Here is a 16,743-nt window from a genome sequence, read left to right as displayed (position 1 = left end):
CTGCGGCGATTGGGCCAGGCGCAGCAATATCCAGTCCAACAGGCCGAAAGTGAGGTTTGGATCATCAGCCGGTCACCGGCGCTGAATGCACCATCGCGCCGGTGTCGCCGAGGATTTCGCGGTCCGAACCTATTCGGGTTCGCCGAACCATCGCGACGCGGCCTGAGCCGCCTCAGCGCGGTCAGGGGCGCCATCGCTGGCCCAAGCGACGACGCCATCGGGGCGCACCAGCACCGCACTCAGGCCCAGCCGCTCCCTGGCGTCGGCTGCGACATAGGCGACCCGCCCGATCCAGCGGCTTGCAAGCGCCTGAAGGGGAAGGCTGACGTCGAAGTCCAGAAGCAGGCCTCGGCCATCCCTGAGGCGTTCGCCGAGCCTCGTCCCGTCGACCAGCTCGCAGTCGGGTGCGCTGCGGCCCACCAGTGGATGGCTGCCGCCGAGATCGTAGCGGAGAGAGACGCCCCAGACGCGCTCGGCGAAGTATGTCGCGCCGTCGCGCGTGTCGATGAGATCGCGGATGATGGCTTCGAGCGCGCGCGAACTGCGGCTCGGCCGCATGAGGGCGACCTGGGCGCGCGACCAGTCGAGGACCTGCGCGCCCACCGGATGCCGTTCGCTCCAATAGGTGTCGAGCAGGCCGGCCGGCGCATCGCCGCGGATCGTGGACGCCAGCTTCCAGCCAAGGTTCATGGCATCGCCAAGCCCGAGGTTGAGCCCCTGTCCGCCCAAGGGGGAATGGGTGTGCGCGGCGTCGCCGGCGAGCAGCACCCGTCCTTTGCGGTAAGCGGTCGCCTGGTAGGCGCGATCCGTCCAGGTGGTGGCAAGCCGGAGCGCGGTCACCGTGACGCCGGTGCCGGAAACATGCCGCAACACCGCTTGTATCTGCCCGGGCGTGACCGGCTGGGTTCGGTGGAACGCGCCGCCATCGAAATCGACCATCGCGATCACGCCTGGCGGTGCGTAAGTATACATGCCGGTCGGCGTGTAGTGGCGGCCTGGAGCCAGCTTGTCGGGATCGGCCATCTCGATTTCGACGGAATAGCCGGTGAATTCGGGATCGGTGCCGACGAATTCGAAGCCGCCAGCCTTGCGAACCGTGCTGCGGCCGCCATCGCAACCGACCAGCCAGCGTCCGCAAAAAGTCTCGCCGCCGGCGCGAGTGGTCACGTCCTCGTCAGACTGGTCGAGATCTTTGACGCCGACGCCGCGCCTGATCTCGACGCCCATCGCGCTTGCGCGGGCGGCCAGTACGGTTTCGAGGATTTCCATCTCGACCGCCATGCTGGTGCCGGCCGGACTTTGCAGGCGGTACGGCCACTTCGAGGCGTCGATGATGTCGTGGTAGAACTGGATACCGGCGAAATGGCCGGCTGGGCGGCGGGGCTGTCGCATCCAGTGCGCGGCAGCCAATTTGCCGGAGCCGTCGTTCGCGGGCGGCGCCGCGATGTCGTTCAGCAGCCCGCGACGGTGGAAAGCTTCAAGAGTGGGAGCCGAGAGGCCACGCATGCCGAAGGGAAGTCGCTTCAACGGGGAGCGCGGATCCTCGGCCTGCTCCAGCACCAGGACCCGGAGGTCCGCGAGGCGCAGCTCGCAGGCGAGAAACAAGCCGACGGGGCCGGCTCCGGCGATTATGACGTCATAGAAAGGGGAATGTCGCACGTTCATGAAATACTCCTTGGTCGATGTTCGACCGGAGCGTTCCTCAAGCTTGAGCACCACACGGACGAACGATTGAACGCCCGGTAAGCGTCCGATGTTCGTCGTGGGGATCTCGTGCGCGAAGCCAAAGACCAGAGCTTTCCCTGGCGAAGGATTTCGCCTGCGAAAGGACTTGGGCTTACCAAACCAAGTCTGCCTTTTCCGACAGGGGTTATATATCGGTGGGGTAATGATTATGCAACGGGCAGGGGCTGCGGCCGGGGCAGGGGTCGCTACCCCGCGGCCAGCCCTTCTAAAGATCCGCCTCGGCGAAGATGCGCGAGGCCCAGTCGAGGAAGACGCGAAGGCGCGGCGAGAGCTGACGGTTCTGCGGGTAGAGCGCCGACAGCGGCGTCGGCGATGGCGGGTAGTCGGCCAGCACCTCGACCAGCGTCCCATCGGCAAGATCCTTCTCGAAGCGATAGCGCGGCGCCTGGATGAGGCCGAGGCCAAGCCGCGCCATGTCGGCGGCGGTATCGGAATTGTTGGCGGCGACGCGGCCGGGCAGCCGCACCTCACGGATATTGCCGGCGACAGTGAATTCGAACGGAAGGGTCTCTCCGGTGCGCGACGAGACAAAGCCCACCGCCTGGTAACCATCGAGCGCATCGGGGGAGGCGGGCGTGCCGTGGCGCTCGAGATAGGCAGGGCTGGCGCAGGTGATCTCGTGGATCATCGCGAGCCGCCGCATGATCATGCCGCTGTCGGGCGGCTCGCCGACGCGGATCACGCAGTCCACGCCTTCACGCACGAGATCGACCAGCCGGTCGCTCTGGCCGATCTGCAGGTCGATGCGGGGATAGCGGTCGAGAAACTCCGGCAGGCGCGGCAACAGGAATGTGCGGGTGAGCAGCGTGCTGGCGTCGATGCGCAGCAGGCCGAAAGGCTCGGCGTTGCGGAAGGCGGCCTCGGCATCCTCGATCTCGGCCAGGATCGACAGGCAGCGCCGATAGTAGGCTTCACCATCCTGGGTGGCGTTCACCTGCCGCGTCGTTCGTTCCAGCAGCCGCGCGCCGAGATGCTCCTCCAGCCGCCGGATGGCTTCCGTCGCGGTTGAGCGCGGCAGGCCGAGATCGGCCGCGGCAGCGGTGAAGCTGCGCCGCTCCAGAACGCGAACAAAGAGCCGCATCGTGTCCAGCCGATCCATGCTCTTTGTTCGCAGTTCCCGAATAGTGATGTCAATGGGTGGATGATTATCCGGAATTCGGCTTGGCCTATATCCGTGTCACCAACAACGCGGAGAGACTTCGATGACAAATCAAACCAGAACCGCGATCGTGACCGGCGCCTCCAAAGGCATCGGCGCCGCCATCGCACAGCGGCTCGCCCGTGACGGCGTCGCCGTTGTCGTCAACTATGCACGGGGCCGCGCGGAGGCCGAAGAACTGGTCCGCGCGATCGAGACCGGCGGCGGCAGGGCGATCGCCGTGCAGGCCGATATCGCCGATCCGAACGGCATCGCCGTGCTGTTCGACGCCGGCGAGAAGGCGTTCGGCGGCATCGACATCCTCGTCAACAATGCCGGCATCATGAAGATTTCGCCGATCGCGCAGACCGACGATGCTTCGTTCGACACCCAGATCGCGATCAATCTCGGCGGCGTGTTTCGCGGCATGCGGGAAGGTGCGCGCCGGCTTCGCGACGGCGGCCGCATGGTCAATTTTTCCAGCAGCGTCGTCGGTCTCTACCAGTCGGGCTACGGCGTTTACGCCGCCACAAAGGCGGGTGTCGAGGCGATGACCCACATCCTGGCCAAGGAGCTTGGCGCGCGCCGTGTCACCGTCAACGCGGTGGCGCCCGGACCGATCGAGACCGCGCTGTTCACGGACGGCAAGAGCGAGGCGCAGATCGAGGCCATCGGCAAGATGATCCCGCTCGGCCGGCTCGGCCAGCCCGACGACATTGCCGGGCTGGTCTCGTTCCTGGCCGGTCCGGACAGCTTCTGGGTCAACGGGCAAATCATCCGCGCCAATGGCGGCGTGGTCTGAGGCGGCAACCAGGCCGGCTTGGCTCTCCTGACTGCCTGACTTCCACACTCGAAAAGCTAAGGAAACATCATGCCATTCGCCAACATCAAGCTACCGCAAGCGGCCCTCTCCAAAGCGCAGAAGGAAGACCTCATCCATCGGACGACCGCGATGTTCGTCGACTTTTTCGGTGAGGGCGTACGCCCCTACACGATGGTGCTGGTCGAGGAGGTCGCCGACGGAGGCTATGGCCGGGCCGACGAAGTGTTCGTCGTGCCGGAAGTTTTTCGCGCGAAGGAGTAGTGCAGGGCTAGATCTCGAAGAGGTGCCTTTCACAAATTGAACCCTTGCCGCATCAGCCATCCTTCGTCGCACCGACCCAGTCGGCGGCCACTTCGGCAAACAGCCAGTCGCGGAACGCCTTGATCTTTTTCTGGCGCAGCGCGCCGTCACGGTAGACGACGTAGTAGCGCGAGGCGGATTTCAGCGCGAGATCGAAGGGACGAACCAGCCGCCCCGCAGCGAGGTCGGCCGAGACCAGCGCGCTTCGGCCGAGCAACACGCCTTCGCCATGCACCGCGGCTTCGACGGCGAAGGTGGCGGAATCGAAGCGCACGCCGCGCTTGGGATCGATGCCGTCCACGCCGGCCTGTTGCAGCCATGTTGCCCAGTCGATGCGAAAGGCGTCGTGGATCAGCTTGTGATGCCGGAGATCCCCGGGCTGGCGCAGCGGATGTTCGCCTTGCAGCAGTTCCGGGCTGCAGACCGGGAAGACCTCTTCATCAGCGAGAAACTCCGCCGTCACCCCGGTATAGCCGCCCTTGCCGTAGCGGATGGCGATGTCGATGCCGTCGCTGACGAAATCGGAAAGCACGCCCGAGGTCGACAGCCGCACGTCGATGTCGGCGTTTGCGCGGTGGAAGCGATGCAGCCTCGGCACCAGCCAGCGGCCGGCAAAACCGTCCGATGTGCTGACATTCAGGATGCCTGCCGTGCGGTCGGGCGTGGCGGCGATGGTGGCGGCGGCGATCTGGTCCAGCGCCGTCCTGACTTCCGATGCGTAGGCCGCGCCGACCGACGTCAGGCGCACGGACCTCGTTCCCCGATCGAAAAGTTGGATGCCCAGTCTGTCCTCGATGTTGCGGATGGCGCGGCTGACCGCGCCATGGGTGACGTTGAGCTCACCCGCCGCCTTGGAAAAACTCAGATGCCTGGCGGCGGCCTCGAAGGCGGGCAAGGCAGTGAGGGGCGGCAGTCTGCGCGGCATGGTCCACCTGTGAGTGTTGCTCACAAATCCTGCACAAAGAGTCGTTTGTCGTCCAGCCCGGAAATGTCCAATCTATAGGGGTAGCAGCGGATATTGATCGGCTTTCCCATCTCGCCGCTGCGCTGAACGACCAGAAACAGTGTGAGCAATCGTCATGCTTGTCCCCTTGCGGACGGCGTCGGCACGCTTGCGCCTACTGAACCACAGGAGACGAACCATGAAACCGATTCTCGAATCCATCAGCGCCGCGACGAGCGGTCTTGCACTCAGAGCCTCTGCAGTCGTCGAGCGCCGCCGCATGCTGCGCCAAGTTTCACGCTTCTCGAACCATCGCTTGCACGACATCGGATTCGAGCGCGACTGGGACGGCTCCATCCTGCGCAATGGGAGGTCGATATGACCAGCACCCTGATCATCGGCGCGACGGGGCTGCTGGGCAGCGAGATGGCGAAGGCCAGCGCCCGCAATGGCGATCGCCTGCACGTTCTGGTTCGTCCGGCAACAGCCGGCGATGAAGAGCGGCTGCATTCGCTGAAGGAACTCGGCGCCAAAATCCACGTCGGCGATCTCGACGACTATGACAGCCTTGTCCGCGCCGCCAGTGCGGTGGACCGCGTCATCAGCTCGGTGCATGTGCATTCGGCCAGCGAGATGACGCTGGTGCGGGCGCTGAGCGATGCCGGCGTTTCCCGCTATGTGCCTTCCGCCGGCTTCGGCCTCGACTTCGCCGCCGCCGCACCGGGCTCGATCCCGCCACTCGACCTCAAGCGAGCAGTGTTCGACGCGATCAAGGAGGCCGATCTGCCCTATACGGTGATCTACACCAATGGCTTCTTTTCGACATGGGTGGCGACGCTGGGCGATCTGATGCGCTTCGGCTCGTCGCCCTTGCCGCCCGAAGAGGTGACACTTTATGGCGACGGCAATGTGCCGGCGACGTTCGTCAGCGAGAAGGACATCGCCGCCGTGACCTTGCGCGCGCTGAACGACCCCAATGCCATCCGCAGCGAGATCCGCATCGCCCGAAACAAGATCACCCAGAACGAAATGATCGATCTGTGGCGCGGGGTGAGCGGCCGCTCGCCGCGCATCGTGCCTCAGAGTGCGGCGGAGCTTGAGGCGATGATCGCGTCAGCCCCCTGGCTCGGACTGCTGCGGGCATTCTGGATACGCGGCGAGACCGCGCTCGAGACGGCCACGCCGGAAGCCGGAGTGCTGTATCCGGAGCTGGCTTTCGAGACCATCGAGAGCGCCTTTGTTGCGATGGCGGACGCCGCTGGGCGATAGGAGCAGGAGCGCGGCGCTGAAGCTGACGTCGTCGGCGCGGCCGATGAATCCGGCTCGCGGCGTGAGCCGCCCGAGAAGGGCTGGTCTCACCCGTGCGGGCCTGTATCATGGTCATGTGAATTCCTGGGAGGAGGCTTGTGCATGCGGCTGAATCGGAATCTCTGTCAGTGGAGGGTTTGGGTCTTCATCGCCGCAATGGCGCTTTGGCCGCACGCGGCGCCGGCCGATAGCCTCACGCCCGAGCGCATCACTGCTGCCCTGTCGAAGCTCGAAGCGCTTGCCGAAGCCGCCGTCGCGGACGGTGCCGTACCCGGGCTCGCCATCGGCGTCGTGCGCGATGACGAGGTGATCTTCCTCAAGGGTTTTGGGCATCGCGAGGCCGGCAAGCCTGAGACCGTCGACGCCGACACGGTGTTCCAGATCGCCTCCCTTTCCAAGCCGGTTTCCGCCACCGTCGTAGCGGCGTTGGTTAGCGACAGGATCGTGTCCTGGGATTCGAAGATCGCCGATCTCGATCCGGCCTTCAGGTTGGCCGATCCTTATCCGGCAAGCCAGCTCACCGTCCGTGACCTGTTTTCGCATCGCAGCGGGCTTCCAGGCACCGCCGGAGACGACCTCGAGGACATTGGCTACGACCGCGTCGAGATCCTGCATCGCCTGCGGTTCGTGCCGCCATCGTCGAGCTTTCGGGCCGGGTATTCTTACAGCAATTTCGGATTGACAGAGGGTGCCGTGGCAGCCGCGACACCGACGGGAAAGCCCTGGGAGCAGGTCGCCGAGGAGAAGCTCTACCGTCCGCTGGGCATGGCCTCCACGAGTTCCCGCCATTCGGACTTCGTCAAGCGAACCAACCGCGCCGCGCTTCACGTCAAGGTCGATGGCGCCTGGGCAGCGAGGATAGAGCGCGATCCGGATGCGCAGGCGCCCGCCGGCGGCGTCAGCTCTACGGCACGTGACCTCTCGCAATGGGTGCGCCTCATCCTCCACAACGGCGTTTATGCCGGCAAGACACTGATTGCCGCCGATGCGCTAAGCCAGACGCATGTTCCGCTGATAGCGCGCGGCAACAATCCCGTCTCCGGCGGCGCATCGTTCTACGGCCTCGGCTGGAATGTCGAATTCGGCCGACACGGCCTGAGCTGGGGCCACGCCGGCGCTTTCAGCGTCGGCGCGCGTACCCTGGTGACAGTCTTCCCAAAGGAGAAGTTGGGCATAGTCATCGTCGCCAACGCCTTTCCGACTGGCCTGCCGGAGGGATTGTCCGACAGCTTCGCCGATCTCGTCTTCGACGGTAAGGTCGAGAAGGACTGGGTCAAGGCGTGGAATGATATCTATGCGGGCCTGTTCGGTCCGGCGGTCGCGGCGGCCAAGGCCGCCTATGCCGCGCCGCCGTCTCCGTCACGGCGAGCCGGGCCGGGCAGTGTCTATGCTGGCCGGTACGCCAACGACTTCATCGGCGACGCGATTGTGTCGAAAGCGGGAGACGACCTTGTACTCAAGGTAGGCCCGGCCGCCGGCCGGTCCTATTCATTGAGGCATTTCGACGGTGATCTTTTCCTGACCTTCCCCGACGCGGAGACGCCGGACAGCCCCTCGGGTGTAAGTTTCGTGGTCGGCGCTGACGGCAAGGCGTCGGCCATGACTGTAGGTTTTCTCGACGACAATCATCTCGGCACGCTGCAACGTGTGGGGGACTGACTTCCAAATCGACCGGTCCCGCCGGGAGTCAGGATGCCGGGCCGTATCGGAGCAGTTTGAAGCAATCGCCGTTGCCCGATTTCGTCTGTGCCAGCGAGGGCTTCGATCTGTCGATCCATTCCTGATGTGACCTCGCGTCGGCTTCGATCGCCTCGACCGGTGCAAGACTGACAAAGCTGCGTCCGTGGCTGAGAAGCCAGCACGCACGGCCGAGAAATCGCCTGCTGCGCTGGCGCAAGAGGTCGGCATCGTAGAAGATGTCGAGCACCTCGTGCTTGATCTTGCGCTCGGTTTCAGGATTGGCGATCGCAACCTCGATCGGCTCGCCGCCGATCGCATCCTGCAGGTCCTTGTAGTCGAGGGTGAGTTGGGTGATGGCATATTTGATCTCGCTCTCGTCGCGCACGATGTCGAACCATAGCGTCGGATCGAGCTGGTTGACGACGAACGACGACTCGAAATCGCGCGACAGGTTGAGGATGTCGAAGTCCCGGATGTCGACGTCGCGCTCAACCAGCAGGATTTCGCGGATCTGCTTGCCAAGCTCCGCTCCCTGCGCGCCGATGGCGGCGTTGGTTCCACCAAGTTCGGGACTAACGTAGGCCCCGCCGTCATCCAGCAGCGCGTCGAATTCGCCAAGTGACTCGACGAGGGGAGCGCCGCGAGCGATGCGCGCCGCCAGCTTGGCCAGAACCTGCTGGAGATCCGTTTCGCGTCTGCGCTGGTCTTGGTAATTCTGCTGGAAAAAGAAGATGAACAGCGACACGCCGATGCCGATCAGGATCACGCCCAACTGCGAGAAGATGTTACGGTAGTATTCCAGCAGCTTTTCGCGATGACGCACGTCGTCGCGCACACTGTGGGCGACGCGCAGATTGACGATCAGCGACAGGATGAGCAGCCCAGTACCGACGAGGATGAGGCCGCCGATGAGCAGGTAACCATGGCCTGTGCTGAAATCCATTCGTTTTCCCTGAAGCCCAGACTGCGCAGAATAGTGCCATTTTGGCTAAATACCTACGGATTTGCAGGCGGTGGATTTGATGGCGGCGACCACCCCAGAAGGTTGACCCGCCTGGCCATCCGGCCGATAGCTCCGCCAGAAACTGCCCCGAGAACCCTGATGACTTCAGACACGAACCTCCACGATGCACGCTCCGCCGATCCAGACACCGCCTGGCAGGCGGACGTCCGCGCCGGGGTGCGCCACGTCCGCGACCTTGACCGCCTCCCGCTGTCGTCAGCCGAGCGCGCAGCCGCCCAGGCCGCGGCGGCGAACCACAAGGTGCGCGCGCCCAAAGCCTATCTCGACCTGATCGACTGGAACGACCCGGCTGATCCGATCCGGGCGCAGGTCATCCCGTCTTCGCAAGAACTTGAGGAAGCGGAAGGCGAACTCGACGATCCGATCGCCGACCATGACTTCAGCCCGGTGCCGCGCTTGACGCATCGCCATGCCGACCGGGTGCTGTTGTTCCCGACCTATCAATGCGCGGTCTATTGCCGGTTCTGCTTCCGCAAGGAATCTCTGACCTCGATCGGCAGGGGCTATACGCGCGAGGCGCTGGAGCCGGCGCTGGCCTATATCGCCAAGCATCCCGAAATCCGCGAGGTGATCCTGACCGGCGGCGATCCGCTGTCGCTGCCCGACAAGGCGCTGGCCGAAATCCGCGCGCGCATCGAAGCGATCGCGCATGTGCGGCTGCTGCGCCTCCACACGCGCGTCCCGGTGGCGCTGCCGTCGCGCATCACGCCGGGGCTGGTTGCGGCCCTGCAGGGCCGGCTGATGGTCACCATCGTCACCCATTTCAACCACGCGCGGGAAATCACTCAGGCCACGGAAACCGCCTGCCGCACGCTGCGGCAAGCCGGCTTCGTGCTGCTCAACCAGAGCGTTCTGCTCAAAGGCGTCAACGACAGCGTCGAGGCGCTGGAGGAGCTCTGCCGCGAGCTGATGTATCGCCTCGGCGTCAAACCCTATTACCTGCACCATGGCGACCTCGCGCGCGGCATGGCGCACCGGCGCACGACGATTGCGCAGGGGCAGGCGCTGACCGAAGCGCTGCGCGCGCGACTGTCGGGCATCTGCAACCCCGTCTATGTGCTCGACCTGCCGGAAGGCGGCGGCAAGGTGCCGATCGGACCTTGCCATGTCGAGGGACGGGAGGGCGAGAACTGGCGGCTGCGCGGGCTGGATGGCGAGGTGAGGGCGTATACGGAGATCGTTGGCGAATAGGACTGCGCGCTAACCCCTGTCTTTCTCGACAAACGCCAGCACCACCACGTGCGGGGCAACGCAGTAGGCGAGCCTGGCCTTGCGGCCTGTCTTCGTCGTCGCGCGGCCTGCGTTCAGGTCGACGGTGATGTCCTCATAGCCCAGCACCTCGCGATCGAGCGGATAGACGGCCTTGTAGACGGCTTCCTTGGCGGCAAAGAGGATGCGGCCGGCAAGATGCCGGTCGGCTGCGTCGGTGCGGTCCGCGGGTGTTGTCACGAGCGCCAAAATGTCACCCGGGAGAGGCTGCGCGGGCTCGACGTCGATGCCGAGCGAGGCGATATCGCCAACCGGTGCAACCGCCGCTACCGCCATGTCGTCGTCGTGCGCGAGCGAACCCATTATTCCCTCGGGCCAGACAGGCGCGCCGGACGGCGTGCGCAGGATGGCGGCGTCGCCGACGCCAAGCTCCGCCAGCAGTCCGTGCGCGATCCACCGGGCCGCGCCGCTGGCGCGCCGCATGCCAGGCTGGCGCGCGGCGATGGAATGCGCTTCCCCAGGCAGCAGATGGGCTTCATCGCCTTCGCGGATCAGGCGGCATCCGATCCGGACACCGCTCGGCGCGATCGCGGCCATAGCCTCCAACAGGGTCGTTTCCGCCGATGAATTCGCAGCGGGCGGCGTCAACGATCGACCATCGGCAGGACGGCGATCATTTCTCCGTCCTCGTCGATGCCTTGTTCCACGAAGCCGGCGCCGCGATAGAGGTGGCGCGCGGCCTCGTTCTCGGGCTCGTAGCAGATCGAAACCTCCCTGATATGGCCGAGATTACCGATCTCGTCGAGCAAGGCGCGCAATGCGGCCTTGCCATAGCCTTTGCCCTGGTGGGCGCGGTCGATCATGAAGCGGTAGACCAGCGCCTCGTTGTCCGACGCATCGTACATCAGGAAACCGACGACACGGGTCCCGGCCATGATGGCGCGCGGCCGCGCGTCTTCGTCGGTTTCGGCTTCTTCGAGGGACTCCGAATTGCCGGCGACGAAATCCCTCTGCTCCGGAGCCAGTTCCAGGGCCGCGACCAGGGCGCGGTTGGCCCTGGTCACGGCAACGAGACGGATGTCCTCGGTGTTCAAGCCGATGCCTTGGCCGAGGACTCGGTGATCGGCTCGACGAAGCGATGCAGCTTGGCCGGGTTGCCGCGCCAGATCGAGTTGGGCTCCAGCTCTTCGCCCTTCATGACGAAGGAGTCGACATCGACCACCGAGCCTTCGCCCATGACAACACCGTAGTGGACAAAGGCGGAGGGTCCGAGCGTGCAGCCCTTGCCGATGCGGATGAAGTCGGACTTGAAGGCGCCTTCCTCCAGCGAATGGGCCTGGATGACGCAGCCCTCGTTGAGGGTGGCGTCGTCGCCGATCTCCACCAGCGAGCGTTCGGTCAGATTGCTGCCGCCGTCATAGACACGGCTGCCGATCCTGACGCCCAGCATGCGCAGGATCATCGGCCGGAACGGCGTGCCGGCGAACAGCCGCACGATCGGCGAATCCGCCAGCTTCCAGTGGCGTTCATGGCGCCAGAACGCGACGTCGTAGATCGTCGTCATCTGCGGCTTCAGCCTGCCGAAACCGAGGCTTGCCCGTTCCACGAAGATGTAGAACGGAATGGTGATCGCCGAGGTCAGCAGCACGGCGACGAACAGTGCGACTTCAGCCCATTCGGTGTAGTAGTTCAGCGCCCGGTCCCAGATAGCCAGCGTGGCGAACAGCATGACCCATTGCGTCGCCACGAACAGCAGGATCGTCACCAGATTGTGGCGGTTCTTCAATGGGATGCGCCGGCGCCGGTCGTCCTCGTCGATGCCGGCGATGAGTTCCTTGTCGCGGTTCACCATGCGCGGGATTTCAAAGGCAGGCGAACCCAGAAGCCCGACATTCTCGCGCAGCGGCCCGTCGATGGGGATCATCACCTTGGTGCCGAGCAGGACGTTGTCGCCGGTGCGGCCGTCCGGCGGATAGTAGATGTTGTTGCCGAGATAGTTGCGCTCGCCGATCCTCGTCGGCTCGAGCCTGAAGGCGGCGGCGGATTTGTGCATGTTGATCATGAACAGCCCGTCCGACACCATGGTCTCGGTGCCGATCTCGCACAGAAGCGGGTTTTCGTGCTGCTGGTTGGAGCCGAAATTGGAGCCGGTCTGCACCACCTTGTTGAGGTTCCAGCCGATCGCTCGCATGTAGTGCACGATGGCAGAGCTGTCGCCGGCCAGCAGCCCGAGCACGCGGGAATTGCTGGAGAATTCAGCGACGGTCTGCAGCCAGTAGCGGAAGCCGTACAGTGTGTAGGTGCGGCCTGGCTTCAACAGCAGGCTGACCAGGCGCGGCACCAGCGTCGCCGCCAGGAAGGATGCGGCCATGTAGCCGAACAGCGTCACCGTGGTGCCGATCGCGACGACGCCGATGGTTTCCTGGTAGTCGTCGCCGACATTTTCCCAATAGCTGTGGAACAGGAGCGGCAAGGGGGTGACGATGGCAAACAGGCCGATCAGCTGAACCGCTTCGAACAGGAAGCGCCGGATGTTGGACGGATCGACATTGCGCACCTTGCAATAGTCGGCCGTGGTCGGCACGGCCGGCGAGCCATGCCAGCGTTCGCCGTCGGGGATGCTTTGGCCGCGGTGCAGCGAGGACGAATGGCCGAGCTGGGCGCCGTCGCCGATCCTGGTGTCGATGTCGAGCGTCGAGCCGACGCCGACAAAGGCATCGCGGCCGATGGTCAGCGGCCCGGTGTGGATATAGCCGGACTGTGCCCGGAAGCCGAGGATCATCGATTCCTTGCGCAGGATGGTGTTGGCGCCGATCGAGATGAGATCCGTGCAGACGGGCACGGATTTCGATTCGATGACGGCGTTCTTGCCGAGCCTGGTGCCGAGAAGCTGCAGGTAGATGCTGTAGAGCGGGCTGCCGCGGAACAGCACGACGGGCGCGGTGCGGATCAACGTCTTGACCACCCAGAAGCGGAAGTAACGCACGCCCCAGATGGGAAACGCCTCCGCCTTCCAGCGGCCGACCAGCACCCATTTGGCGAGGACGGCAAAACCCGACATGCCGAAGAACACGGCGGCCGAAAGCGCCACGCACCTGATGTAGAGCTGCAGCGGATCGTCGAGCGCGTCGTACATCCAGTTGAGACCACCATTGATCGCCCACAGGGCGCCATAGCTGTAGAGCCCGTAGAACATCAGCTGTGCGGCGCCGCAGGTCCAATAGGCAAGATTGGAGGCCCGCCGCGTGAGGACGGGCTCGTTGGTGGCCGTTGTCATCTCGTCCGCTACGCCCAGATGCAGCGCCAGCCGCGCCACGGTCGGGTGGAGGTAGATGTCGCGCATCGACGCCGTCGCCCATTCCTTCCTGGTGCGCACACGGGCGCAGAAATGCGCCATCAGCAGCGAGTTGGCGCCGAGATCGTCGAAGAAATTGTCCTCGACGGACACTTCGTCGAATTTCAGCACCGCGGCCAGCGCGTCGGCCAGGAAACGCTCGTCGTCATTGGCGGGCGCGACCATGGCGCGATCGCCCGAAAGCCGTACGCTTGTCGGCTTCGGCAGCTGGCGCAAATCCACCTTGTTGGAAACGGTCATCGGGATCGCCGGCAGTTCCTCCAGATAGGAGGGCACCATGTAGTCCGGCAGCCGCCGCTTCATCGTCCTGGCGAGGTCCGCGCGCGAGATCGCCGTCTGGCCGGCCTTGGCTGCGAAATAGGCGACGAGTTCGACGCGGCCGGGCTCGATCTCCCAGGTAGTGACGGCGGCTTGCGCGATCTCGGGCTGGTCGAGCAGCACCGCCTCGATCTCGCCGAGCTCGATACGGTAGCCGCGGATCTTCACCTGGGTGTCGATGCGGCCGTTATACTCGATCTCGCTTTGGTCGTTGATGCGGCCAAGGTCGCCGGTGCGGTAGATGCGCTTGGACGGGTTGTTCGGCAGGCCGACGAAATCGGCGATGAATTTCTGTTCGGTCAGGTCGGGCCGGTTGAGATAGCCGACCGCGAGCCCGATGCCGGCAATGCCGATCTCGCCCAGTTCGCCGGGTTCGGCGAGCTGCGGCAGCGAAGCGTCGAGGATGACGATCGAGTAGGTCGGCAGCGGTGCGCCGATGGTGACGGGACTGTCCGGCGTCAGCGCGCCCATGGTGGCGGTGACGGTCGCCTCGGTCGGGCCATAGGTGTTCAGGATCTGCCGCCCCGGCTTCGACCAGCGCACCACCAGATTGTGCGGACAGGCCTCGCCGCCCACCAGCAGCGTGCGCAGGCTGGGCACATCCGATGTCATCGACGACAGCAGCGTCGGGCTGCAGGCGATGCAGGTGATGTCATGGAGCCGCAGGAAATCGGCGAGTTCCTCGCCCACCAGCGGCATCTGGCCAGGAGCGGGCACCACCGTCGCGCCGGCGACGAACGGCACCCAGATTTCTTCGGAGGAAAAGTCGAAGGCGATCGTCATGCCCTGGTAGACGCGGTCGCCCGGCCGGTAGCCGTAGGAGGCGGCGGCGACGCGGATGAAATTGACGAAACTCTGGTGCTTGATGACGACGCCCTTGGGCTTGCCGGTGGTGCCCGAAGTATAGAGGATGTAGCAGGTGTCGTCCGCTGAAGCGGCCTTCGCATGCGGCTGCAGCGGCGCGTCGGACTGTTTGGTGATTTCGGCAGCAGTGCTGTCGATCAGCAGATGCGGAACCGGCAGTTGGCCGGCGCGCGACGCATAGGCGGCGATGGTGACGATCAGGCTGACGCCGGCGTCTTCGATGATGAGCGCCATCCGCTCCTCGGGGAATGCGGTCGCCAGCGGCACGAAGGCAGCGCCCGCCTTCATAACGGCGAGCAGCGCGACATAGGTCTCCGCCGAGCGGTCGAGGATGAGCCCGATGCGGTCGCCCGGCTTCACGCCGCGCTTGACCAGCAGGCGGGCGAACTGGTTGGCCCGGCTGTCCAGTTCACGATAGGTCCAGACACGCCCGTCGGAGATCACCGCCGGCAGCGCTGCGAACATTTCGGCGAGCTGTTCGAAGACCGTGTCGAGCCGCTCGCCGGGCAGGCCATGGCGGGCAAAGTCCGCGCCCGTCAGGATTTGCCCGCGCCTGGCTGTCGCGGGAGCCGTTCTTACCAGCGCAGCGACACCTGCCGGGCCGCTTTCCAGCCCCGATCGTTCCGCGTCCAGTTCGGCGACATCGACACCGTGATCCATTTCCATACTTTCCCGTCCAGGCCGGGCATTGCCCGGCACGGCCATTTTTCCAGTTGTTGTGGGATGCTTATGCCATCCGATCTTTTCGGCAGTTTTTCCGAACTGTTGAATATTGTTTCTGAACTGTGTCTGGGCGGGGTTTGAGCCTCCCTTGGCGGCTGCGCCCGGCGGCAACGCCGGCGCGCGCGCCAGCGTTTTTCTGGAACCAGCCTTGAGGCCCCGCATTCTATGAGCAGGGACTGAAGGAGCGTGTCGTGAAAGCGGTTTTGGGACTGGTCTGCGGCTTCGTGCTGACCCTTGCGGTCTTCGGCAGCGGACTGGGCTTCGCCGCCTGGCTGCTTGCCGCAAAGCCGCCGCGCCAGGCAACGGCCACCGTCAGCGTGGCGGAGCTGTGGACCAAGAAGGCGCGGCCGGTGAACAAAGCCGGGCAGGGCCTCGAGCGCCTGCCGGCCGCCCAGCCGGCGCCGCCCGACATCCCCGCCAAACCGCAGGAAACACCGCCCGACCCGACGGTCACCGGCGCCATCGCGCCCAAGGCAACCGACCTGCCGCGTCCGCATCTCGCCTGGTGCGCCAGCCGCTATCGCTCCTACCATCCGGACGACAACAGCTATCTTTCCTACAGCGGGCAGCTGCGCCCCTGCATCTCGCCCTATCTCGAAGCCGCCGGTCAGGCCGGCCAGCCGGCCGCCGATGGCGGGGAAAACGGCGCTGGCCTTGGCGTCTACCTTGCCGACGATGACGGCGAAGCGCTTTCGGCCGACCATGTCGATTCCTGCTTCAGCCGTTACCGCTCCTACCGCCCGGAAGACAACTCCTACCAGCCCTATTCCGGCGGCCCGAGACGGCAATGCCAGTAGAGCCCGCGCGCCGCCCGGCATGGCGATCCGATCGCGCGGATTTTCCGGAGCGTCCGCGTTGGCGCGACGTTCAACCCTGACCCAAGGAGGACTGACCATGAGCGACGACCGGGACGACAGAATTCGTGAGCGCGCCTACCAGATCTGGGAACGGGAAGGCCGCACGCAAGGCGACCCCGAGCGGCACTGGCACCAGGCCGAGGCCGAGATCGACCGCGAGTCGGCGCTGCCGCCGACGGCGGACGACGCGCTGCCTGAAACCGGTGAGATCGCCAGCTCCGACGTGCTGGAGGTCGAGGCGCTGGCGGTGCGCACCGGCATCTCCGGCGACGAGGCACAGGAACTGCTCGACCGCCTGGGCAACGACCGCGCCGCGGTCGAGCAAGCCGCGCGCAGCCTGAAGGCCAAAGGGCGGCGAAACCCCGATGAGGGACTGGCGAAATGATCGGAGGGCGAAAAATGCCGGCTAGGCTGCGACGGCTGATCGGCACGAAAAGCCCGCGCCTCTGGCGGAG

15 protein-coding genes are annotated in these 16,743 nt (G+C 65.1%); 8 read left to right on the top strand and 7 right to left on the bottom strand.

Features of this window, described 5'->3' with window-relative positions; genetic code table 11:
- Window positions 1-129: 129 nt before the first annotated feature.
- Together A4R29_RS19320 and A4R29_RS19315 are read right to left on the bottom strand one after the other, a co-directional pair.
- Window positions 130-1,665, bottom strand: coding sequence for an FAD-dependent monooxygenase (locus A4R29_RS19320; RefSeq protein ID WP_063173737.1), 1,536 nt, complete (start codon window positions 1,663-1,665; stop codon window positions 130-132).
- Window positions 1,666-1,951: 286 nt separating this feature from the next.
- Complete coding sequence (locus A4R29_RS19315; protein ID WP_063172629.1) at window positions 1,952-2,845, bottom strand: LysR family transcriptional regulator; 894 nt, start codon at window positions 2,843-2,845, stop codon at window positions 1,952-1,954.
- A gap of 103 nt (window positions 2,846-2,948) precedes the next feature.
- On the opposite strand from A4R29_RS19315, the gene A4R29_RS19310 reads away from it, so the two are divergent.
- Together A4R29_RS19310 and A4R29_RS19305 are read left to right on the top strand one after the other, a co-directional pair.
- Window positions 2,949-3,686 carry an SDR family oxidoreductase gene (locus A4R29_RS19310; RefSeq protein WP_063172628.1) on the top strand — a complete coding sequence of 246 codons (738 nt, stop codon included), beginning with the start codon at window positions 2,949-2,951 and terminating at the stop codon, window positions 3,684-3,686.
- A gap of 69 nt (window positions 3,687-3,755) precedes the next feature.
- Window positions 3,756-3,968 (top strand): tautomerase family protein, encoded by a 213-nt coding sequence (locus tag A4R29_RS19305; protein ID WP_013530653.1) that lies wholly within the window; start codon window positions 3,756-3,758, stop codon window positions 3,966-3,968.
- Between the two features lie 52 nt (window positions 3,969-4,020).
- On the opposite strand, the gene A4R29_RS19300 is transcribed toward A4R29_RS19305, so the two are convergent.
- The gene (locus A4R29_RS19300) at window positions 4,021-4,932 is read right to left on the bottom strand and encodes a transcriptional regulator GcvA (protein WP_013530654.1); all 912 of its coding nucleotides are present in this window, start codon (window positions 4,930-4,932) and stop codon (window positions 4,021-4,023) included.
- Between the two features lie 217 nt (window positions 4,933-5,149).
- Between A4R29_RS19300 and A4R29_RS19295 the strand changes: the two genes are divergently transcribed.
- From A4R29_RS19295 to A4R29_RS19285, 3 genes are all read left to right on the top strand, one after another.
- Complete coding sequence (locus tag A4R29_RS19295) at window positions 5,150-5,332, top strand: YjiS-like domain-containing protein (protein ID WP_013530655.1); 183 nt, start codon at window positions 5,150-5,152, stop codon at window positions 5,330-5,332.
- Window positions 5,329-6,219 (top strand): NmrA family NAD(P)-binding protein, encoded by an 891-nt coding sequence (locus tag A4R29_RS19290; RefSeq protein ID WP_063172627.1) that lies wholly within the window; start codon window positions 5,329-5,331, stop codon window positions 6,217-6,219. The genes A4R29_RS19295 and A4R29_RS19290 overlap by 4 nt, the downstream gene beginning before the upstream one ends.
- A gap of 141 nt (window positions 6,220-6,360) precedes the next feature.
- Window positions 6,361-7,917 (top strand): serine hydrolase, encoded by a 1,557-nt coding sequence (locus A4R29_RS19285; protein WP_027160807.1) that lies wholly within the window; start codon window positions 6,361-6,363, stop codon window positions 7,915-7,917.
- A 28-nt stretch (window positions 7,918-7,945) separates the two neighbouring features.
- On the opposite strand, the gene A4R29_RS19280 is transcribed toward A4R29_RS19285, so the two are convergent.
- A complete protein-coding gene (locus A4R29_RS19280; protein ID WP_063172626.1) occupies window positions 7,946-8,881 on the bottom strand; it encodes a hypothetical protein in 936 nt (311 codons plus the stop codon).
- 159 nt (window positions 8,882-9,040) lie between these two features.
- Between A4R29_RS19280 and A4R29_RS19275 the strand changes: the two genes are divergently transcribed.
- A complete protein-coding gene (locus A4R29_RS19275; protein ID WP_063172625.1) occupies window positions 9,041-10,153 on the top strand; it encodes a KamA family radical SAM protein in 1,113 nt (370 codons plus the stop codon).
- Window positions 10,154-10,162: 9 nt separating this feature from the next.
- Here A4R29_RS19275 and A4R29_RS19270 read toward each other — a convergent pair whose 3' ends face one another.
- From A4R29_RS19270 to A4R29_RS19260, 3 genes are read right to left on the bottom strand one after another with little or no spacing between them, the layout of a single operon-like run.
- Complete coding sequence (locus A4R29_RS19270; RefSeq protein ID WP_063172624.1) at window positions 10,163-10,768, bottom strand: 4'-phosphopantetheinyl transferase family protein; 606 nt, start codon at window positions 10,766-10,768, stop codon at window positions 10,163-10,165.
- Between the two features lie 47 nt (window positions 10,769-10,815).
- Complete coding sequence (locus A4R29_RS19265; RefSeq protein WP_167355182.1) at window positions 10,816-11,265, bottom strand: GNAT family N-acetyltransferase; 450 nt, start codon at window positions 11,263-11,265, stop codon at window positions 10,816-10,818.
- On the bottom strand, window positions 11,262-15,374 hold the full coding sequence (locus A4R29_RS19260) for a Pls/PosA family non-ribosomal peptide synthetase (RefSeq protein WP_063172623.1): 4,113 nt from the start codon (window positions 15,372-15,374) through the stop codon (window positions 11,262-11,264). The genes A4R29_RS19265 and A4R29_RS19260 overlap by 4 nt, the downstream gene beginning before the upstream one ends.
- 248 nt (window positions 15,375-15,622) lie before the next feature.
- Between A4R29_RS19260 and A4R29_RS19255 the strand changes: the two genes are divergently transcribed.
- Both A4R29_RS19255 and A4R29_RS19250 read left to right on the top strand, forming a co-directional pair.
- A complete protein-coding gene (locus A4R29_RS19255) occupies window positions 15,623-16,228 on the top strand; it encodes a BA14K family protein (protein ID WP_063172622.1) in 606 nt (201 codons plus the stop codon).
- 97 nt (window positions 16,229-16,325) lie between these two features.
- Entirely contained in the window at window positions 16,326-16,673 is a 348-nt protein-coding gene (locus A4R29_RS19250; protein ID WP_063172621.1) for a DUF2934 domain-containing protein, read from the top strand.
- Window positions 16,674-16,743 lie beyond the last annotated feature (70 nt).

This window comes from Mesorhizobium ciceri biovar biserrulae, assembly GCF_001618845.1.
Taxonomy (GTDB): Bacteria; Pseudomonadota; Alphaproteobacteria; order Rhizobiales; family Rhizobiaceae; genus Mesorhizobium; species Mesorhizobium ciceri.
The sequence above is the reverse complement of the archived record's forward strand: the minus strand, read 5'-3'. Positions and strand labels throughout refer to the sequence as shown.